16 protein-coding genes are annotated in these 18,584 nt (G+C 54.9%); 10 read left to right on the top strand and 6 right to left on the bottom strand.

Annotated elements, in window-relative coordinates:
* Positions 1–40: 40 nt before the first annotated feature.
* Both ABD76_RS16135 and ABD76_RS16140 read right to left on the bottom strand, forming a co-directional pair.
* On the bottom strand, positions 41–358 hold the full coding sequence (locus tag ABD76_RS16135; RefSeq protein WP_197258261.1) for a hypothetical protein: 318 nt from the start codon (positions 356–358) through the stop codon (positions 41–43).
* Positions 359–874: 516 nt separating this feature from the next.
* On the bottom strand, positions 875–1,399 hold the full coding sequence (locus tag ABD76_RS16140; protein ID WP_197258262.1) for a type 1 glutamine amidotransferase domain-containing protein: 525 nt from the start codon (positions 1,397–1,399) through the stop codon (positions 875–877).
* A 412-nt stretch (positions 1,400–1,811) separates the two neighbouring features.
* Here ABD76_RS16140 and ABD76_RS16145 point away from each other — a divergent pair, with 412 nt between their 5' ends.
* From ABD76_RS16145 to ABD76_RS16160, 4 genes are all read left to right on the top strand, one after another.
* Entirely contained in the window at positions 1,812–2,285 is a 474-nt protein-coding gene (locus ABD76_RS16145; RefSeq protein ID WP_242069598.1) for a hypothetical protein, read from the top strand.
* A gap of 64 nt (positions 2,286–2,349) precedes the next feature.
* Positions 2,350–2,694, top strand: a complete 345-nt coding sequence (gene ytxJ, locus ABD76_RS16150; protein WP_197258263.1) for a bacillithiol system redox-active protein YtxJ — start codon at positions 2,350–2,352, stop codon at positions 2,692–2,694.
* Positions 2,695–2,808: 114 nt separating this feature from the next.
* On the top strand, positions 2,809–3,819 hold the full coding sequence (ccpA, locus tag ABD76_RS16155) for a catabolite control protein A (RefSeq protein ID WP_197258264.1): 1,011 nt from the start codon (positions 2,809–2,811) through the stop codon (positions 3,817–3,819).
* A 114-nt stretch (positions 3,820–3,933) separates the two neighbouring features.
* Positions 3,934–4,644, top strand: a complete 711-nt coding sequence (locus ABD76_RS16160; RefSeq protein ID WP_197258265.1) for a 5'-methylthioadenosine/adenosylhomocysteine nucleosidase — start codon at positions 3,934–3,936, stop codon at positions 4,642–4,644.
* Positions 4,645–4,713: 69 nt separating this feature from the next.
* On the opposite strand, the gene ABD76_RS16165 is transcribed toward ABD76_RS16160, so the two are convergent.
* Both ABD76_RS16165 and ABD76_RS16170 read right to left on the bottom strand, forming a co-directional pair.
* Positions 4,714–5,901, bottom strand: coding sequence for an acetoin utilization protein AcuC (locus ABD76_RS16165; RefSeq protein ID WP_197258266.1), 1,188 nt, complete (start codon positions 5,899–5,901; stop codon positions 4,714–4,716).
* Between the two features lie 41 nt (positions 5,902–5,942).
* The gene (locus tag ABD76_RS16170) at positions 5,943–6,575 is read right to left on the bottom strand and encodes a GNAT family N-acetyltransferase (protein ID WP_197258267.1); all 633 of its coding nucleotides are present in this window, start codon (positions 6,573–6,575) and stop codon (positions 5,943–5,945) included.
* 273 nt (positions 6,576–6,848) lie between these two features.
* Between ABD76_RS16170 and acsA the strand changes: the two genes are divergently transcribed.
* Positions 6,849–8,573, top strand: coding sequence for an acetate--CoA ligase (acsA, locus tag ABD76_RS16175; protein ID WP_197258268.1), 1,725 nt, complete (start codon positions 6,849–6,851; stop codon positions 8,571–8,573).
* A 128-nt stretch (positions 8,574–8,701) separates the two neighbouring features.
* Here acsA and ABD76_RS16180 read toward each other — a convergent pair whose 3' ends face one another.
* Both ABD76_RS16180 and rpsD read right to left on the bottom strand, forming a co-directional pair.
* The gene (locus tag ABD76_RS16180; protein WP_197258269.1) at positions 8,702–11,842 is read right to left on the bottom strand and encodes a transglycosylase domain-containing protein; all 3,141 of its coding nucleotides are present in this window, start codon (positions 11,840–11,842) and stop codon (positions 8,702–8,704) included.
* Positions 11,843–12,498: 656 nt separating this feature from the next.
* Positions 12,499–13,101, bottom strand: coding sequence for a 30S ribosomal protein S4 (gene rpsD, locus ABD76_RS16185; protein ID WP_168182818.1), 603 nt, complete (start codon positions 13,099–13,101; stop codon positions 12,499–12,501).
* Between the two features lie 417 nt (positions 13,102–13,518).
* Between rpsD and ABD76_RS16190 the strand changes: the two genes are divergently transcribed.
* The 5 genes from ABD76_RS16190 to ABD76_RS16210 all read left to right on the top strand — a co-directional run bounded on the left by ABD76_RS16190 (position 13,519) and on the right by ABD76_RS16210 (position 18,508).
* Entirely contained in the window at positions 13,519–15,477 is a 1,959-nt protein-coding gene (locus ABD76_RS16190) for a sensor domain-containing diguanylate cyclase (RefSeq protein WP_197258270.1), read from the top strand.
* A 156-nt stretch (positions 15,478–15,633) separates the two neighbouring features.
* Complete coding sequence (locus tag ABD76_RS16195; protein WP_197258271.1) at positions 15,634–16,428, top strand: hypothetical protein; 795 nt, start codon at positions 15,634–15,636, stop codon at positions 16,426–16,428.
* A gap of 132 nt (positions 16,429–16,560) precedes the next feature.
* On the top strand, positions 16,561–17,676 hold the full coding sequence (locus ABD76_RS16200) for an aminopeptidase (RefSeq protein WP_197258272.1): 1,116 nt from the start codon (positions 16,561–16,563) through the stop codon (positions 17,674–17,676).
* Positions 17,677–17,796: 120 nt separating this feature from the next.
* Entirely contained in the window at positions 17,797–18,039 is a 243-nt protein-coding gene (locus ABD76_RS16205) for an HPr family phosphocarrier protein (protein ID WP_006680016.1), read from the top strand.
* A 178-nt stretch (positions 18,040–18,217) separates the two neighbouring features.
* Positions 18,218–18,508: an Fpa/YlaN family protein gene (locus tag ABD76_RS16210; RefSeq protein ID WP_087442899.1), complete on the top strand. Its 291-nt coding sequence runs from the start codon at positions 18,218–18,220 to the stop codon at positions 18,506–18,508.
* Positions 18,509–18,584 lie beyond the last annotated feature (76 nt).

Raw genomic sequence — 18,584 nt, forward strand, 5'->3', positions numbered from 1 at the left:
AACCGAGGGCGTACTTTTCATTTTTATCCATATTTACAAATTAGGAGATGGGCGGCCGGTTTTCCATGTCCCGCAAATCATCCGGATTCGGAGAGATCCGCATGAACCCCACCAAAATTCGGTGGTACGGATGCAACGGGAGCCGTAGCGGAGCGGCCAGTTCGGCGTGAAGCACCTTCTCGATATAGTCATGCGGATAGAAATGAAGCGGAATGAAGTCCGGCAAAGACGGTGCTGCGGAGAACCCAAATAATTCATCATTCAACCGCAGCGAGCCAATGGCGATGATCCGCCCGGGCGCGCCGATGCGCAGCCGCTCCAAGACGCCGTTCAAGGTCTGATAGGCTCGGTTCGCCAATACATCTTTATATATTCTTCTGTCGTTCCCGGCCAGAACGTCTGCAGCTCCGGGTCATTCACTCCGCCTAAGCTGCAGTATCACCCACCACTCTAGTTCCTTGCTCCACAAAAGCTCCAACATTTCTCGCACCTCTGATTATCTTACTCTACCAATCCTGCAAGAATGCAGCAATTCTATTGACACGAGGTTGCGAAAAATAGGATTGCTGCAAAAATACAGCAATTCCTCTACGGCAAGGCGTAGAGAGCGTTTAAAGTGGCGAAATGCTGCAGTTTTGCAGGATTTTCTTGAAATTCGCCTCTTGAGGCTAAAAATGCTGCGCCTGTGCAGCATTTTCATGCGGGACCAGCTCATGCGGGACCAGCTCGCTGCAAGCGCAGAACAGCTTGCCCTAACCTAAGCTGTCCTGCCTTCCCCACCCCCGCCATTCCTAACAAAAAGACTGTCGACAGGACTTTGTCGACAGTCTGAAGCATGGCCGGGTCCATGTCTTTCTGCTTGTTCTGCGCTTGTTCAGCTTTCCGCCAGCTTGTCGCAAAATGCTTTCCCGTAAGCGGGAAGATCGGGCGGTCTGCGGGCCGATACGAGATGGCCGTCGACGACGACCTCCTGGTCGAGCCACGTCGCGCCCGCATTCTCCATGTCGTCGCGGATGCCCGGCGTCGATGTCACGGTCCGGCCCTGAAGAATTTTGGCGGAGATAAGCACCCAGCCTGCGTGGCAGATCTGGCCGATCGGCTTGCCCGCCTTGTCCATGTCGCGGATAATGGAGAGGACGCCTTCATAGCGGCGGAGCTTGTCGGGAGCCCAGCCACCCGGTACGAGCACGCCGTCGTACGTGCCGGCATCGATATCCTCGAAAGCAAAGTCGGACGTGGCGGGAACGCCGTACTTCCCGGTATACGTCTTGCCGGCCTTATCGCCAACCAAATGCACCTCCGCTCCCTCTTCGCGAACGCGGTGAACCGGATACCATAATTCCAAATCCTCGAATTCTTCATCAACGAGCGCGATGACGCGCTTGCCGCTTAAACGCATAAATATCTCAACTCCTTCGTACGGTGTATCGAAGAACAAACTTCCTGCGCCATGGAACGCGATCCGCCTTATTGCATCTTAACGGCTGTATTTCCATAATGAAGCCTCTTGAGTCTTGGGGCGGAATCGCCTACGATTTTAACAGGGAGATTTGTTCTGCGGATGGAACTGTTCCTTATCTATTCATTACCATAACGTCAGTCGGATGAAGCTGTCAAATGATATCGGCCCTCCGGCAGCGGCCTGCTTTCCGCTAGGCTCGGCTCGCAGGGGGAGAGGCTGAACAGCCCAGACGGAACCGTAAGGGCGGACAGCGTCCAGATGATACATATCGGAGCGTATTCGATGCGATATGGCACCAGGTCCGGCGTAGGGGTCAGACAGAGAGAAACTGTGATGTAGGGGTGGTTGTATGACGAAACAATGTAACTGTGGCCACGAGATGCGGCTTGCTTTGCGCACGGTTATCCACGACCGGACAATACACATTCACCATGTGCCTGTGTTGACTTGTCCGCATTGTGAACGCTCGGAGCTGTACCCGGCGATTAAGCAGGAGATAACGGATATGGTTCGCTGCCGCAGGGCTGGACAGAGCAAGGAGCCGCATGGCGGGGAGCAGGCGGGCGATACCGTGCCGCAGCACTATTTTTTCGAGGAGATGAACGAGGCGGCCAGCGTGCTGGCCGAATGCGCGGACGCGATCGGGCCCGGCGATCTGCTTCCGCACGCAGAGAAAGTGATGAATGAGCGGATTAATAAGCTTCTGGACATGTACCTGCTGGCGAAGACGCTGGAGGATGAGGAGTGGATGTGTGAGCTGCAAGAGCGCTTAAAACAGATTTCCGGTTTTAGTTTCTATCCGGATCGGGTTAAAATAAGTTAAGAGGCTCTTTGCCTACTGCACTCCCTCGGAATACAGATTCCGCGGGAACAAGGAGGATTCCCGATTGAGATCGATAGATACGGAGCAAGCGCTGCAGGACTGGATAGATTCAACCAAAGAGCAGACCGCCGTCTTATTCAAGCACAGCACCCGCTGTCCGATTAGCGCCCGGGCGAACGAAGAGATGGGCAAGGTGGCGGAGGAATTCGAGCCCCGGGGAATAGCCATGGGGCAAATTCTTGTCGTCGAGCACCCCGATGTGTCGCTTGCCTGCGCGGACAAGCTGGGCATCCGGCATGAATCGCCTCAAGTCATCCTGATGAAAGAGGGCCAGGTCGTCTGGCACGACTCCCATCATGCGATAACATTTGACAATTTAAGTTCGGAGTTGACGTCCTCCTCCCGCTAAATGACTCATTTTCAGACGATTGCAGTTGTAACATTGCGAATTTTCTGAAAATATCGTATCATGAAATGTAATAAAAGGGTCGTAACAAATTTTCGGTAATTGGAGAGAAGATTCGTGACGGTAACTATTTATGATGTAGCGAGAGAAGCGGGCGTCTCGATGGCCACCGTTTCCCGGGTTGTGAACAACAATCCGAACGTGAAGCCGCAAACGCGAAAAAAGGTGTATGAAGCGATTGAGCGTTTAGGTTATCGCCCGAATGCAGTCGCGCGCGGACTTGCGAGCAAAAAGACGACAACGGTTGGGGTCGTCATTCCCGATATTTCCAATTCTATTTTTGCTGAGGTCGCACGAGGAATTGAAGATATTGCGAACATGTACCACTACAATATCATTTTGTGCAACGCAGACAAGAAGAAAGAGAAGGAAATTCGCGTCATCAATACGCTGCTGGAGAAGCAAGTGGACGGGCTCGTGTTCATGGGCGGTGTCGTAACGGAGGATCATATCCAGGCCTTCCGTACCGCATCCGTTCCGATCGTGTTGTGCGCGACGACGGACGAGCATGGCTCCATTCCTTCGGTAGACATTGATCATGAAGGGGCCGCATTCGATGCGGTTAACACCCTCATTCGCCACGGTCACCGCGATATTGCGATGATTAGCGGCACGCTTCAGGATCCGGCGAACGGATTCGCGCGCTTCCAGGGCTATAAGAAGGCTTTGGAGGGCGCAGGCATCGAATATAAGGAAGATCTGGTCCGTATCGGGAATTACCGGTACGAATCCGGCGTGGAAGCCATGAAATATTTCCTCGGTCTGAAGAAGCGCCCGACGGCGATTTTTGCGGCAACCGACGAAATGGCGATCGGTGCGATTCATTGCATTCAGGACGCCGGGTTGAAGGTGCCTGACGACTTCTCGGTCATCAGCGTTGACAATATCCGCATGGCTTCGATGGTCCGTCCTCAGTTGACGACGGTAGCCCAGCCGATGTATGATATCGGCGCCGTGGCGATGCGCTTGCTGACCAAGCTGATGAAGAAGGAGAATGTCGAGAACTCGCAGGTCGTTCTGCCGCACGAGACGATTCTTCGCTTGTCGGTCAGCCAGGTGAATGAGTAAGGCCGCAGCATGCCGGCGGCATATGAAGAGCCCCTATTTTTGGGGCTTTTTGTGTGTCGAGCCTGCCGTGGTGCAACATCATCCGATCATGAAGGAATGAAGGAGGAAGGCGATATGGCACACGAAGCCGTAATCGGAATTATTGGCGCGATGGACGAGGAGATTGAGCGCCTGCTGCAGGCTGCGCAGGAAGTGGAGGAAGTGAAGGTAACGGGAATGACTTTTTACAGGGGGCTGCTGGCGGGACGTCCGGTCGTCATATGCAAATCGGGCGTCGGCAAAGTCAATGCCGCCGTCACGACGCAAGTGCTGATTGACCGCTTCGGGGCCAAGCAGGTGCTCTTTACGGGGGTGGCCGGGGCGATCCACCCGGAGCTCAATATCGGCGATATCGTCATCTCGACGTACTGCATGCATCATGATATGGATGTGACCGCGCTTGGCTTCGAGCCCGGGGTCATCCCATTCCAGGAGACCTCCCGGTTCGAGGCGGATGGCGCCCTGATTCGGCAGGCCGAGCAGGTATGCGCCGAGCTGTTCCCGGGGCGTTATCTGAAGGGCGGGGTGTTGTCCGGGGATCAGTTCATCGCCAGCCGCGACAAGGTCAAAGCGCTGTACGAGACGTTCCCGGGTTCGGCCTGCACGGAAATGGAGGGCGCGGCCGTGGCGCAAGTCTGCCATATCCATGCGATCCCGTTCGTCATCATCCGATCGATGTCAGACAAGGCAGACGGATCGGCCCATGTCAATTTCGCGGAATTCACGGTCGAAGCCGCGCTGCACTCGTACCAAATCATCGAACGGATGGTCAGTCAATCCGCGTAATCATGCATGTCCGCGGCGAGGTCCCGGGCGGGAAGGCGGCGCGCCCCCGTCCGGATTCCTGCCGCGGCATCATCTTACATACTCCAGCGCCAGCTCCTTCACTTGCGCGTTCTTCGCTTCGATAATGGAGCGCCGGGGCATCGGAGCCCACCGCGCCACGTCATCGAGCCAGGTGGAAGGCAGCGGAACCGGAGCCTCCCCAGACCACCGCGCAATCCAGCCCTCCGGCAGTCCGGTCAGCGGCTGCCGCTCCAGCTCGTCCTTCATCGGATGCTCGCTCATCTCCAGCCACAGCATGCTCCAGGCGCGCGGCACGACTCTCCAGATGTCATAGCCGCCCCCGCCGAGAGCCACCCATCTTCCTTCGCAGCTCGCGTGCGCGAGCCGGTGAATCAGCTTCGGCATCTCCGCATAAATACGCATGCTGCAATGCATGTGAGACAGCGGATCGAACGCATGCGCGTCGCAGCCGTGCTGGCTGATGATGACGTCCGGGCGGAAGCTTCGCGCGACCTGGCCGATCGTCTCCTCGAAGCAGCGCAGCCACGATTCGTCCTCTGTATACGGTTCCAAAGGCACGTTCACGCAAGAGCCGAAGCCTTCCCCGGCGCCGCGCTCGTTCACGAAGCCGGTTCCCGGGAACAGGAATTTGCCCGTCTCGTGAATGGAATAGGTGAACACATTCGGGTCGGTATAGAAGCACCATTGGACGCCGTCGCCGTGATGGACGTCGGTATCGATATAGAGAATGCGGGCATTATAGTGCCTCCGCAGCCAGGAAATGGCGATAGAGGCGTCGTTGTATACGCAGAAGCCGGCCCCTTTCTCGCCGAAGGCGTGGTGCAGCCCGCCGCCCAGATGCAGAGCGTGGAGAGTGCGGCCGCTCATGACGGCCTCGCAGGCGGCGACGGAGCCCCCTACGATCGCGCTGGCCGCCTGGTGCATGCCCGCGAAGTAGGGGGTGTCTTCCGTATGGAGGCCGTATTGATCCGAGCGGGCGACCCATTCCTCCGCGGGAGCGGGTTCGCTTAACCGCTTCACGGCTTCGATGTAATCCTCCCTGTGTATGTATCGTATCCACGCCTCCCAATCTGCCATCGACGTGGCAGGCCGAACGATGATATCGTCGGAGAGGGCGCCGATGCGCGTCAATAAATCGTTGGTCATGACGAGGCGGCGCTGATCGAACGGGTGATCGGCGTTGAACCGGTAACGCAGCGCATCGTCATGCATGAAATATAGGGCTGTGTCGGCCATTCGGGCACCATCCCTCCCTTTTTCCGTATTGAAAAGATTATTCAGTACATAAACCGCTGGCGGAAGCGCACGCGATCGAACTGCTCCCGCGAGGCGAGCGGAACGTCCTTGCCGATGCGGACCATCAGGCAGTTGGCGGGATGCGAGCAGATCTCCGGATCGTCCGTCGCATACCATATCATGTCGACCGATTCCATCAGCCGCTCCATCATTTTCCGGTAATCCCACACATTGAGCCGGGTGCCTTCCAAATCCCAATGCCAATAATATTCGGTCGTAAATACGATATAGCTCTCCATCTGATCGTCTTCAAACGCGGTAGTAATCATTTTTTTGCCGAGCCCCAGCGAACGATACTCGTTGGCGACCTCGATGGCGCCCAGCTCGATGAGATCCTCCATGCCGCCCTCCGACCAGCGCTCCAGTTCGTCCGGATAGTGAAAGGTCACGTATCCGACGATGATCTGGCCGTCCCGGGCCACAATAATTCGCCCTTCCGGCAGCCCGGCGATCTCGATTAGCGCTTCCTGCTGTTCCTTCGGCCTTCGGAACGCGTCCAGGTTCGGGTGCATGTCCCATGTGCCCAGCAGCTCCGGCTTGACGGGCCCTTCCACGACGATGACGCGATCTTCGTAAGGGATGATTTGCGCGTGATAACATTTTCGATGCTCCACACCCAGCAGCTCCTTTCGTCTCTTCCTTGGTTATAGCAAAAAAAGACCGTTTTGAAAAGGAAAAGAATAGGCTAAAAGAAAAACATATGCTATAATAAATCAAGCTTTAAATAATTCATGAAATCTCCCCTTGACAGCACGATTCACATCAAAGTCAAAATTTTTTTGCAAGCTCCTGAAAACGGTTTTATTTGCGAATGAGGCAAATGCTGGCATGACCAAGCAACCAATCATGAACATTCATGAAGTTAGAAACAGGAGGATGAAGCGACAATGAGTAACGTGCAAGGAGAAATCATTACCCCATCAGCAACCAACCCGAACATGAAAAATTACGAAGAGGCGGTTGCCAATTTCAATTGGGAGAGCGTGGAGCAGAACTTCTCCTGGGCGGAGACGGGCCGGATCAATATGGCGTACGAGGCCATTGACCGGCATGTCGATCAGGGCCGCGGAGACAAGGTGGCTTTGCTCTATAGCGACGCGCAGCGAGACGAGTCATACACGTTCGCGGACCTGAAGCGCAAGTCCAACCAATTCGCCAATGTGCTTCGCTCGCTCGGCATTCAGAAGGGGGAGCGGGTCTTTATTTTTATGCCGCGGACGCCGGAGCTCTATGTGAGCGTATTCGGCATCCTGAAGGCGGGAGCGGTCGTGGGACCGCTGTTCGAAGCGTTCATGGAGACCGCGGTCAGGGATCGCTTGCAGGACAGCGAGGCTGTAGCGATCGTGACGACGCCGGCGCTGGCCCACCGGGTTCCGCGCGCAGAGCTTCCGAAGCTGAAGCATGTCATTCTCGTCGGCGAAGACGTGAACACGCAGGAAGGCTATATCGATTTCCACGCCGAGATGGCGGAAGCGTCCGAGGAAGCGGAGATTGAATGGCTGGGGCGCGAAGACGGTCTCATTATCCACTACACATCCGGATCGACCGGGAAGCCCAAGGGCGTCTATCATGTTCAAAATGCAATGATCCAACATTATCATACAGGCAATGTCGTGCTGGATTTGAAGGAAGATGACATCTACTGGTGCACGGCCGATCCGGGCTGGGTTACCGGTACATCGTACGGCATATTTGCGCCGTGGCTGCACGGCGCAACGAATGTGATCCGGGGGGGACGGTTCAGTCCGCAGGATTGGTACAGCACGATTCAGAAATATAAAGTGACGGTATGGTACAGCGCGCCGACCGCGTTCCGCATGCTGATGAGCGCGGGGAACGATGTCATCGCCCAATACGACCTGTCCAGCCTCCGGCACGTCTTGTCCGTCGGCGAGCCGCTGAATCCGGAAGTCGTTCGCTGGGGCATGAAAGTATACGGTCAGCGCATTCATGATACATGGTGGATGACGGAGACGGGGGGACAACTGATCTGCAATTATCCGGCGATGCCGCTGAAGCCGGGGTCGATGGGACGTCCGGTGCCGGGCGTAGAGGCTTCGATTATCGACGATCAGGGGAACGAGCTGCCGCCATACCGGATGGGGAATCTGGCCATCCGTACGCCTTGGCCTTCGATGATGCGCCAAGTATGGAACAACCCGGCCAAGTTCCAGGAGTATTTCCGCGTTGACGGATGGTATATTTCAGGCGACTCGGCCTATCGGGATGAGGATGGTTATTTCTGGTTCCAGGGGCGCATCGACGACGTCATCAATACGTCCGGCGAGCGGGTCGGGCCGTTCGAGGTCGAGAGCAAGCTGGTCGAGCATCCGGCTGTGGCGGAAGCCGGCGTCATCGGCAAGCCGGATCCGGTACGCGGCGAGATCATTAAGGCGTTCATCTCTTTGCGGGAAGGATACAGCCCGTCGGATGAATTGAAAGCCGATATTTCCAGATACGTGAAGGAGAACTTGTCCGCGCATGCCGCGCCGCGCGAGATCGAATTCAAGGATAAGCTGCCGAAGACGCGCTCAGGGAAAATTATGCGGCGTGTCTTGAAGGCATGGGAGCTGAATCTGCCGACAGGCGATTTGTCGACAATTGAAGACTGATGCCGCACAGCGAAGAGGAGGCCTTAGGAGGGCCTCCTTTTTTGATGGCGGAGCATATAAGACAACAGCGATGGCTCAGAATGCCATCGCTGTTGTTCGTTCGATCGCGCAAAGGTTCGCGCGATGCGTTATGGGTTTTTGACTTGAACGGTGGAGGTCGGGCTCGATTCTCCGGCGCTGTTCACGGCCGTGACCCGGTACCATCCTGCCGGCGAGATCGTGATCAGCTCGAATTGTGCCGTCGGCGTAGTGCCGATGCGTTCATACGATCCGCCGTCGGAGCTGTAGTAAATCACATACTCGCTCGGATTGTTGGACGAGGCGCTCCAGGTCAGCTTCAAGCCCATTTCCGTCAAGGAAGCTTGCGGATTGCCCGGCGTGCTCGGCGGACTGTCTGCCTCATCCGGAGCATCCGTCTCCGATCCTTGATCCTGTCCGTCCTCGCCCGCGCTGCCGTCTCCCGTTGAACCGGGGTTCTGCGCATCCGGGCCGTCAGTGCCGGAACCATCCGGATCAGGCTCCACGTTAGCGCCTCCCAGCGTCACGGTCTGGGATGGGGCCGATTCATTGCCGGCCACATCGACCGCCGTTACATAGTAAGCGTACTGATGCGAATTGGAGAAATACGTCTTGAACTGAGTCTCTTCTCCCGTCAGCACCGTTCCTTCTTCCCGCTTGAATGGACCGCCATCCAAGGAGCGGTACAGACGATAACCGACGACATCCGCTTCACCGTTCCGCGAGAAGGAAATGCGCAGCGTCGTGTCGCCCGACTCCTCCAGGCTTACGCCGGACGGCGGAGCCGGCGGTTTGCCGTCATCCTTGCGCGGATCGACCTTCGCAGGCGCGTCGGTGTTGGCGTCCTCCGGCAAATAGGAGGACAGCGAGCGCCGCTGGCTGCTGGAAGACAGATGGCCCAGCGCTTGCTTCAGCTCCTCGATCAGCTCTTGGATCGGCTTCTCGCGCTTCATGACCACTTTTTCGCGGGTCATATCGTCAGGCGTCGTATCCTGCGGGATATAATTGACACCGTCATACGTAATGTATTTCATCTTTTGCAGCGCATCTTCGGTCTCTGTCGGCACGAATTTGCGATTGAAGATATCCGTTACGTAACGGCCGGCCTGCTTCGTCAGCTCGTTCGGAAGCTTCCCGCTTAATCCGGAGACGGTCATCCGCACGATGCCGTCAGGCTGGCTGAATTTCTTCGTCTCGAACAATTCCGGCTTCAGCTTGTTCACTTCGTTCATGACTTTGGACCAGATCTGGGTTGAGCGGGAATAGGCGTCCCGATTCAATACGTGAATCTGCTGGTCATACCCGACCCATACGCCCATCGTCACGTCCGGGGTATAGCCGATGAACCAGGTGTCGGCGTAGTTCTGGGTCGAACCCGTCTTGGCGGCCACTTCCACTTGGCCGAACAGATCGAACTCGGACTGCACCCGGCGTCCGGTACCGCGCGGATCGGTAATGACGGTTTTGAGCATATCCGTCATCAGATATGCGCTTTGCTCGGACACGACCGGCTTCGGATCGACTTTGTGCTGATATATGATTTTGCCGTTCGAATCCACGATCTTGGATATCATGTACGGATCGTTATACTTCCCGCCGTTGGCGATAACACCGAATGCATTGGTAATCTCCTCAACGGTAACGCCATAGCGCAGGCCGCCGATTACCCCGGTCTGGGCGTAATAATCCTCCGGCTGAATCGTCGTGATTCCGAGCTTCTGGACGAAGTCAAGCGCCTGCTTGACGCCCAGCTTCTCTATGTAGATCTTGAGCGCCGGCAAGTTAAGCGATTCATTGAGCGCCTTTCTAGCGGTTACGAGCCCCTGGTATCTCATATTCGCGTTGCCGGGAATATGGTAGCCCTTGGAGCCGTCCTTCAACACCATCGGCGCGTCGTCCAGGATGGAGGCCGGCTGAATCAAGCCTTGATCCAGAGCTGGCAAATAAGCGGCCAACGGCTTCATTGTCGAGCCCGGCTGGCGCAGCATTTGCGTGGCGAAGTTCATCTGCTCCTCATAGAAATCGCGGCCTTCAATCATGCCGAGGATCGCCCCGGTATGATGATTAATCATCATCGCGGCGACTTGCTCCAAGCCCTTCGTCTCGCTGTACGGAGAGAAGTTGCTCGCGTCATTGGCTACATTTTTCATGGCCTTGTAAATCTTCTTGTCGATCGTGGTGTAGACCTTGTATCCGCCGTGGAGCAGCTGCTCCCGGGCATTCTGCAGCAATTCCGCATTCTCTCGCTTGCGCAGATCGGCCCGCGTGAATTCCGGGTACTTCTGCAGAACAAGCACTTCGGCGGCAGCCCGTTCGGCTTCCAGCATCAGGTATGGATAGATCGCATATGCCTTCGCATTTGGCTTGGCGATGGAGCCCCGGATGTCAAATGCCAATGCTTCGTCATATTGCTGCTGCGTAATTTTATGCTCCTCGAGCATGCGTTTCAGAACCAGCTTCTGGCGCTTGATGGCTCTTTCGATGCCTTCCTCATTGATTTCTCCTTTGCCCGTGAAGGCGGAGTAGGCGGAAGGGAGCTGGGGAAGACCGGCCAAATACGCCGATTGGGCGATATTCAGCTTATCAAGCTTGTCGATATTGAAGATTCCTTTGGCCGCTGCCTTGATGCCGTACAGATTATAACCGCTCGAGCCGTTGCCGAACGAAACCTTGTTCAAGTAGGCGGTCAATATTTCTTCCTTCGACAGCATGCGCTCGATGCGCAGAGAGAGAAAGATCTCTTTGGCTTTCCGGCTGTCGGTTCGATCCAAGGTCAAAAACACTTGTCTCGCCAACTGCTGGGTCAGGGTGCTCCCGCCTGTCTGCACCGGCTTATTCAGCACTTTTTGCATAACAGCCCGGGACAGGCCCCGGATATCAATGCCCATATGCTCGAAAAAACGGTTGTCTTCCGTTGCGATAAGCGCGTCGATAACGGTCTGCGGAATCTCGTCCATCGTAACCGGCCGCCTGTCTTCATCGGTGCGAAGCTGGCCGATAGGAGAGCCGTCATTAAAATATACAAAACCTGTGAATGCATTTTCCTGAATCTTCTGCTCGATGTATTCCCGGGAACGAATCGGTTCATCCTTCACAAGGGAAGTGACGTAGCCGATGCCAGCACCGCCTACGAATAAGCAACATAGAATACCGAGCAGCATGAGCCACTTCGTGACGGTCCAGATTCGACGTCCAACCGACTTTTTCGGCCTCGGCTTGTCGTCCTTTTCCGTCAGTTTCTCATCTACCATGCATTTTTTCCTCCTTATATTGCAGCGCTTTCCATTATACCATAAAAGTTGATTTGGTAGATGTTACTTTCCTTAGCAACTTACAAAATGAATGCAGGCAAGAGGAAGGCGAAGCAAATGATTTTGACGACCGGGATCGGTTGTGTTATTAGTTAATTTATCTCGCCAAAACACGAATATGATAAAACGATGACAGAATCAGTAGATGGCCGGCATTGTATAAGCCAGAGAGCCGGTAGGTGGCGCGAATCGGCCGATGCGGACATTGAACTATTGAATTACAGTCTGTAGCATGAAATCAAAATCGATGACCGAATGCCGGGCTGGCGCTTGGCGATGGAGATGCCGTACAAGCAGGCAAGCGCAAATTCACCAAAGCAAGGCTTAGATAAACAGGTAAGCATTTGCACAAGAAACCTCCGGCCCCGCGATGAGAGTAGCGTTGGAGGCTTTTTTCTTAATCCTCCAAGGAATGAGGTTCCCATCTTCTATAGGTTAGGCGCAATCCTGCGTTTATACAGTATTTTCTGCCTGCCGGGATCATTTTAGATGAATTGATGCGGCTTCGATGGGCAAATCCGCAGCGCCAAGAAAAAAAGACAACAAAAAATCGCCGTCCATACGGAACGGCGATTCGCTGCCTCAAGATGAGAATCTTAACGGCTGTAGAACTCGACGATTTGCTTCTCGTCGATCTCTTGGGACAATTCTCCGCGCTCTGGCAGGCGGATGTACTTGCCTTCAAGAGCAGCTTCGTTGAATTCCAAGTAGTTCGGAAGGTGATGACGGCCTTCCATCGCTTCTTTGATTACTTTCAGGCCGCGGCTTCTCTCGCGAAGACCGATAACGTCGCCTGGAGTAACAATGTAGGATGGGATATCGACTTTCTTGCCATTCACCGTAACGTGGCCGTGAGCAACCAATTGGCGCGCGCCTGCGCGGGAATTCGAGAACCCGAGGCGGTATACCAGGTTGTCCAGACGGCTCTCCAGCAGGAACATGAAGTTCTCACCGGCGATGCCTTGCATTTTCGTTGCACGGTCGAACAAGGTGCGGAATTGCTTCTCGCCCAAGCCGTACATGTGGCGAAGCTTTTGCTTCTCTTGCAATTGAACAGCGTAGCCGCTCAATTTTTTGCGCATTCCCGGACCATGTTGTCCTGGAGGATAAGCGCGGTTTTTCAATTCTTTGCCTGTGCCGCTCAGAGAGATGCCGAGACGGCGGCTCAATTTGAACTTAGGACCTGTGTAACGTGCCATATGAAAGTTGACTCCTTCTCAAACGAAATGTTAGATAATGGGTCGCTTTGCGCCGATTCCCATCCTTATGCTGATATATGGATCAGCTCCGGCCCGGGGTTTCAGCCGCTGCCCGTCCGGCGATGGAAATACGTGAGGGTGACACAACAGTTCTCCCCTTATACATCTAACAATTCTATAAGATCGTTGGGCCGAATGTCAAGACGGTATGCGGCAAATCTCGCGCTTTTCAATATTTCTCGCTTATCATAGAAAAGCGGCAACCATTCGACAAGATGCGGCTTACAAAACAGTAGATCTTTCGACATAGTTCTTATGGCCTAAAAAGCTTTTAAAGGTTGTGTGGAAGTAGTACATTTTAGTAGAAAAATATTGTATGATAGTAGGAGACCACCCTTTATATAGAAGGAGAAGAGCATGACGGAACGTCTAGTCCATCACCAGCCAATCGAATCGGACAAGAAGGTTGCAGGGACGAACGATCCAGTTCCGGACGGAACCTGGGATCCGCAGCCTCTGCCACGGGACAGCTGGGTGCTGCAGCGGGATGTGAACGTTCACGACTTCCCTTATTTGCAGCCGCTTCTGCAAGCCGCCTGCAAGGAATGGACGGAAGAGCTGCCTGCCCGCGCCTGTGTCCTGCGAGGCCGCTTGGCGTTAGTCGACTATGCGGGCGAGTGGATGGCGGGCGACCCCGAATTAGCCGGCGACGCTGCAAGCAATCGTGCGGCCGCAGCCGCGCTCCAGGAACGCAAGCTGGCCGTTCAGGCGGGATTCGGCTTTTTCTATGCCGCCTGTCCGCTTCTGAACAAGCGGGATGAGAGCTTCGCGGCGGTCGTGTGCCGATTGGACGGGGAACCGGATGAATCGTTCTCCGCAGGCATGGAGGCATGGGTTTATGGACTTCGAACGCATTTTTACCGGCAATTCGAGCTGGTCTTTGTGGACGAGCTGGCGCGATCGCTGAGAACGGCCGAACGGGAGCTGAAGCGCCGCGATGTGCTGCATGGGGCTATCCGGCATATGCATGACCGCATCAATGTCGATTCCGTATTGTCCCAGATCATGTCCAGTGTCGAGCAGCTTGTACCGGAAGCGCGTATCGAGGTCTTTTTGTCGCAGGATCACACCAGTTCGAATCCGAAGGTGAAGCCTTTGCTGTTCCAGCCGGGAAACGACGGCGTCGTGCGTCAAGCCTTCATGAAGGGAGAAGTATGTTATGAACGTGACGGAGCGGACAGCGATACGGAAGTAGGGTTTGCGCTGTGCGGCAAGCAGGGAGCCTATGGCGTCATTAAGGTCAGCTTCCCCGGAATGGCGCCGGATCCTTCCGATGTGCAGCTTATTCAGCTTATTGTGGAGACGGCCGGCACGGCCTTCGAGAATGCCCGTCTTCACGAGCAGGCGAATGAAGTCATACAGGAGCTGCGGTTCATCAATGACTTGACGAAGCGCATCAATCAGAGCTTGCGGCTGCGGGATGTGTTCCATGACGCGACCCACGAGCTGCTGCGCGTGTTTCGGGCCGACTTTTGCATGCTCCTTCAATTGAACGAGGAACGGCAGTGCTATGAAGTGGTGTCCTGCAACATGGACGAATTCGATGATGCGTATCTGTGCTTCGAGGAAGGATTGTTCGGTCATATGTATTTGGAAAAGGAGCCCGTCATCGTATCCGATATTGCGGTGGACGTGCCCGCTTCCATGCAGTTTTTCGAGAAGCTGAATTATCATTCCGTCATCGCCGCGCCCTTATTCGGCAGCGGGGAGATGGTGGGCATTGTCGTTCTTGCCGATCGGCGCAAGCAATTCTTCACTTACGACAATTTCAAGCTGCTGCAGATGCTGGCTACCCACATCGGATTGGCGATTGCGAATGCGGCGCTCCATAGCAGGGTCAAGCATCTCGCCAACAAAGATCAGTTGACCGGGTTGTATGCGCGCCATTATTTGGACAAGCAGATCCAGCGCCAGCAAAAGAACGATTTCTGCGGTTCGCTTATCGTCGTGGACATCGATTATTTCAAGCAAATCAATGACCGTTACGGCCATCAGGTGGGCGATAAAATATTGAATCAGGTCAGTCAAATTATACGGAGTTCGATACGCGAATCCGATATCGCGGCCCGTTGGGGCGGCGAGGAGCTGGCGGTCTATTTCCCGCAGCTCAGCATCAGCCAGACGATCCGGATTGCGGAACGGATTCGGACCCGGGTAGCCAACGAGACGGAACCGCAGGTCACCGTCTCCTGCGGCATTGCCGACTGGAGCTGGCAGGACGATGTGGTCAGTGTCGAATCGCTGTTCTACCGTGCCGATATGGCGCTCTATGAAGCGAAGGACAGCGGCCGCAATCAGATCCGCATCAGCACCTAGCATACGTGCTGCCTGATGAATAATCCCAATTCAAGCGTGAGACGATAGAAGAGATGGGCCATCAATGCCCATCTCTTTCTATTTCGGTAAATCGCCTCCTTTTTTTTAGGGGTATTTGCAAATTTTTATGGCGATAAAAGAAGGGGAGGATTCGTTATGGGCGGGACGATGGGCCGGGGGCGAAGTTGCGCCTTGCTGTCCGCTGTGTTAGCCGCATTCGTTATTCTGCTTCATGGGTGCGGAGTAACCGCCAATCCCGATGACATGCTGAACCGTGCCTTAAGCGGAATCGGGGGCCAGGATCAGGTGCGGTTCGAAGGCTTGGCCGAGATCCGCGTCGGCGAGGACATGCTGTTGACCAAGCAATTCCGGTATGAAGGAGAGATGAAGCAGCACAAAGGCGTCCATATGAAGCTGAGCGCCGACATGGATCAGCGGACGACCGCCAAGCGCTGGAATCCGGTAGCGCAGATGGAGCAATTGCTGCGAATGGCGAATAAGCAGGTATCCTTCGTGCCTCAAGCGGACGCGCTTGCCGGGGCGAAGGGAACCGGACAGGAGAACAAGACGGAGCAAGAAGAAAGAGATCTGGTACCGCTGCAAGTCACATTGTCCAACGAGGGAGCGAAGCGACTCTATATCAACCAGTTGGAGGAGGATTATAAACGGATCATTATTCCTTCGGAGCCGTACCAGAAAATACGCCGATCGCTGAGCGAGCAGGAACGGAACAAATTGGATGCGGAGCTGAAGGCGATCGTGGACCGCAGCCGGGCCGACCTGGATCAAAAGCTGAAGGACGCCAGCATCGCCGGACGTTACGTCGTCTGGGTGGAACGGCGCCATTCCCTGCCTGTCATCCTGGAAGGATGGTTAACGGCCGGCTACAATGACAACGGCAAGGAACGCCGGGAGACCGTTCATACGAAGACGCGGTTCTCTTATAAGTGAGCCCGCAGCACCCCGAGGCTTCCGGCCGATCCGCTGGCCGCCAATCGCGAGCCGGCGCTGACTTCGATAACCGCTCATGTTACAATGGGTAAGGTTTCACCAATTTATCGGCCGACCGAGGAGGAACATGACATGAAAGACCCAAGATTGCAGAAGCTGGCCCAGAACTTGGTTGGATATTCCATCAATGTGCAGCCAGGCGAAAATGTGCTGATTGAGATGATCGGCTCCGAGCGCGAGCTGGTGACGATGCTGGTAGATGAAGTCGCCGCGCGGGGCGGCCGCCCGTTCGTGCAGTTGACCGATCGGAAAGTGCTGCGCTCGCTGATCAAGAACGCGTCTGAGGAACAGATGAAGACGTGGCGGGAGTATGATTTGCTCCGGATGCAGAACATGCAGGGTTATATCGGGATTCGCGCCGGAGAGAACGCGAACGAAATGTCCGATGTTCCGGAAGACAAAATGAAGCTGTATGACGCTATCTATTCGCATCCGGTACATATGGAAGAGCGCGTCAAGCGCACGAAGTGGGTCGTGCTTCGTTATCCGAACGCTTCGATGGCCCAGTTGGCCAACACGTCAACGGAAGCGTTCGAAGATTTTTACTTCGATGTGTGCAATCTCGATTACTCCAAGATGGACAAGGCGATGGAGTCGCTGAAGGCGCTGATGGACCGCACGGACAAGGTCCGCCTTACCGGTCCGGGAACCGACTTGACGTTCTCGATCCGTGGCATCGGGTCTGTCAAATGCTCCGGACAGAACAATATTCCGGATGGCGAGGTCTATACCGCGCCGGTCCGCGACTCCGTCAATGGCACGTTGACCTACAATACGCCATCGATTTATAACGGCTTCACTTTTGAGAATATCTCGTTCCGGTTCGAGAACGGCAAAATTGTGGAAGCGACGAGCAATGATACGGCCCGGATCAACCATATTCTCAATTCGGACGAAGGCGCGCGCCACATCGGGGAGTTCGCGATCGGCGTCAATCCGTACATTTTGCATCCGATGAAGGATACGCTGTTCGATGAGAAGATTGCGGGCAGCATCCACTTTACGCCGGGGCAAGCTTATGAGACGGCGGATAACGGCAACCGTTCCTCTATCCATTGGGACCTGGTGCTGATCCAGCGTCCGGAGTATGGCGGAGGGGAAATGTATTTCGACGATGTTCTTGTGCGCAAAGACGGCCGATTTGTCATCCCTGAGCTGGAATGCTTGAATCCGGAGCACCTCAAATAAGAGGAATCCGTTGATTCGCCGCATGTTTTTGCGGATTTATTATTGCGTCAAGCGTCTCATTCACGGTATGATGGAAACGTAAGGAGACCGACCGAACTAATTGATGACGGAGGGATTTCGATGTCCAATAACACGGCAATTGTGGAAATCTCACAAGCAGCGAACAAATTCAGATCTTCGATAGTCTTGCAGGCTGACAACAAATACATTGATGTTAAGAGCATTTTGGGCCTGTTCACGACCTTGGTGGGCAACCAGAAGTACGAGCTTCACGTCCATGGGCCGGATGCGGATGAAGCGAAGGCAGCGATGGCGGAAGTATTCAAGAAGCATGGATTGGATGTTTCCGTGGTAGCGGAATAACAGCGAGAGCCGGAGCAGAATGTTCCGGCTCTTTCTATATCTATATTGACATACAGCGGCTTGCGCAGGCTGCACGGCATGGAGAGAAGTTCGTCATGCATCTTGTGTTACCCGTCATGATCGTCTAATATTAGAGTTAGAACAATCGTGACTTCGAGTCATAGGGGGGAAACCAGGCATGTCTTCGTCGAATGTGTTGCAACAGCTAAGTGACAGGGCGCTCACTCTGCTAGAAGCGGATGCGCATCAAATAGAGAAACTCATCCAGGTCCAGATGGAGAACTTGGCGACGCGTTACTGCCCTCTCTATGAGGAAGTATTGGATACGCAAATGTACGGTTTTTCTCGGCAGGTTGACTTCGCCGTTCGAGCCGGACTGGTGGAGGAGAGCGTTGGCAAGCAGCTCGTCAGCAAGCTGGAACGCAATCTGGCTACCTTGTATGAGGCGTTGAACAAGGCTACTCAATAATCGCTTATCGCGGAACGGCGGAATCCGCGAACACGGGAAGGCCCGGGATGTTATAATCCCGGGCCTTTTGAGTGCA

The sequence above is a fragment of the Paenibacillus dendritiformis genome (assembly GCF_015845845.1).
Taxonomy (GTDB): domain Bacteria; phylum Bacillota; class Bacilli; order Paenibacillales; family Paenibacillaceae; genus Paenibacillus_B; species Paenibacillus_B dendritiformis_C.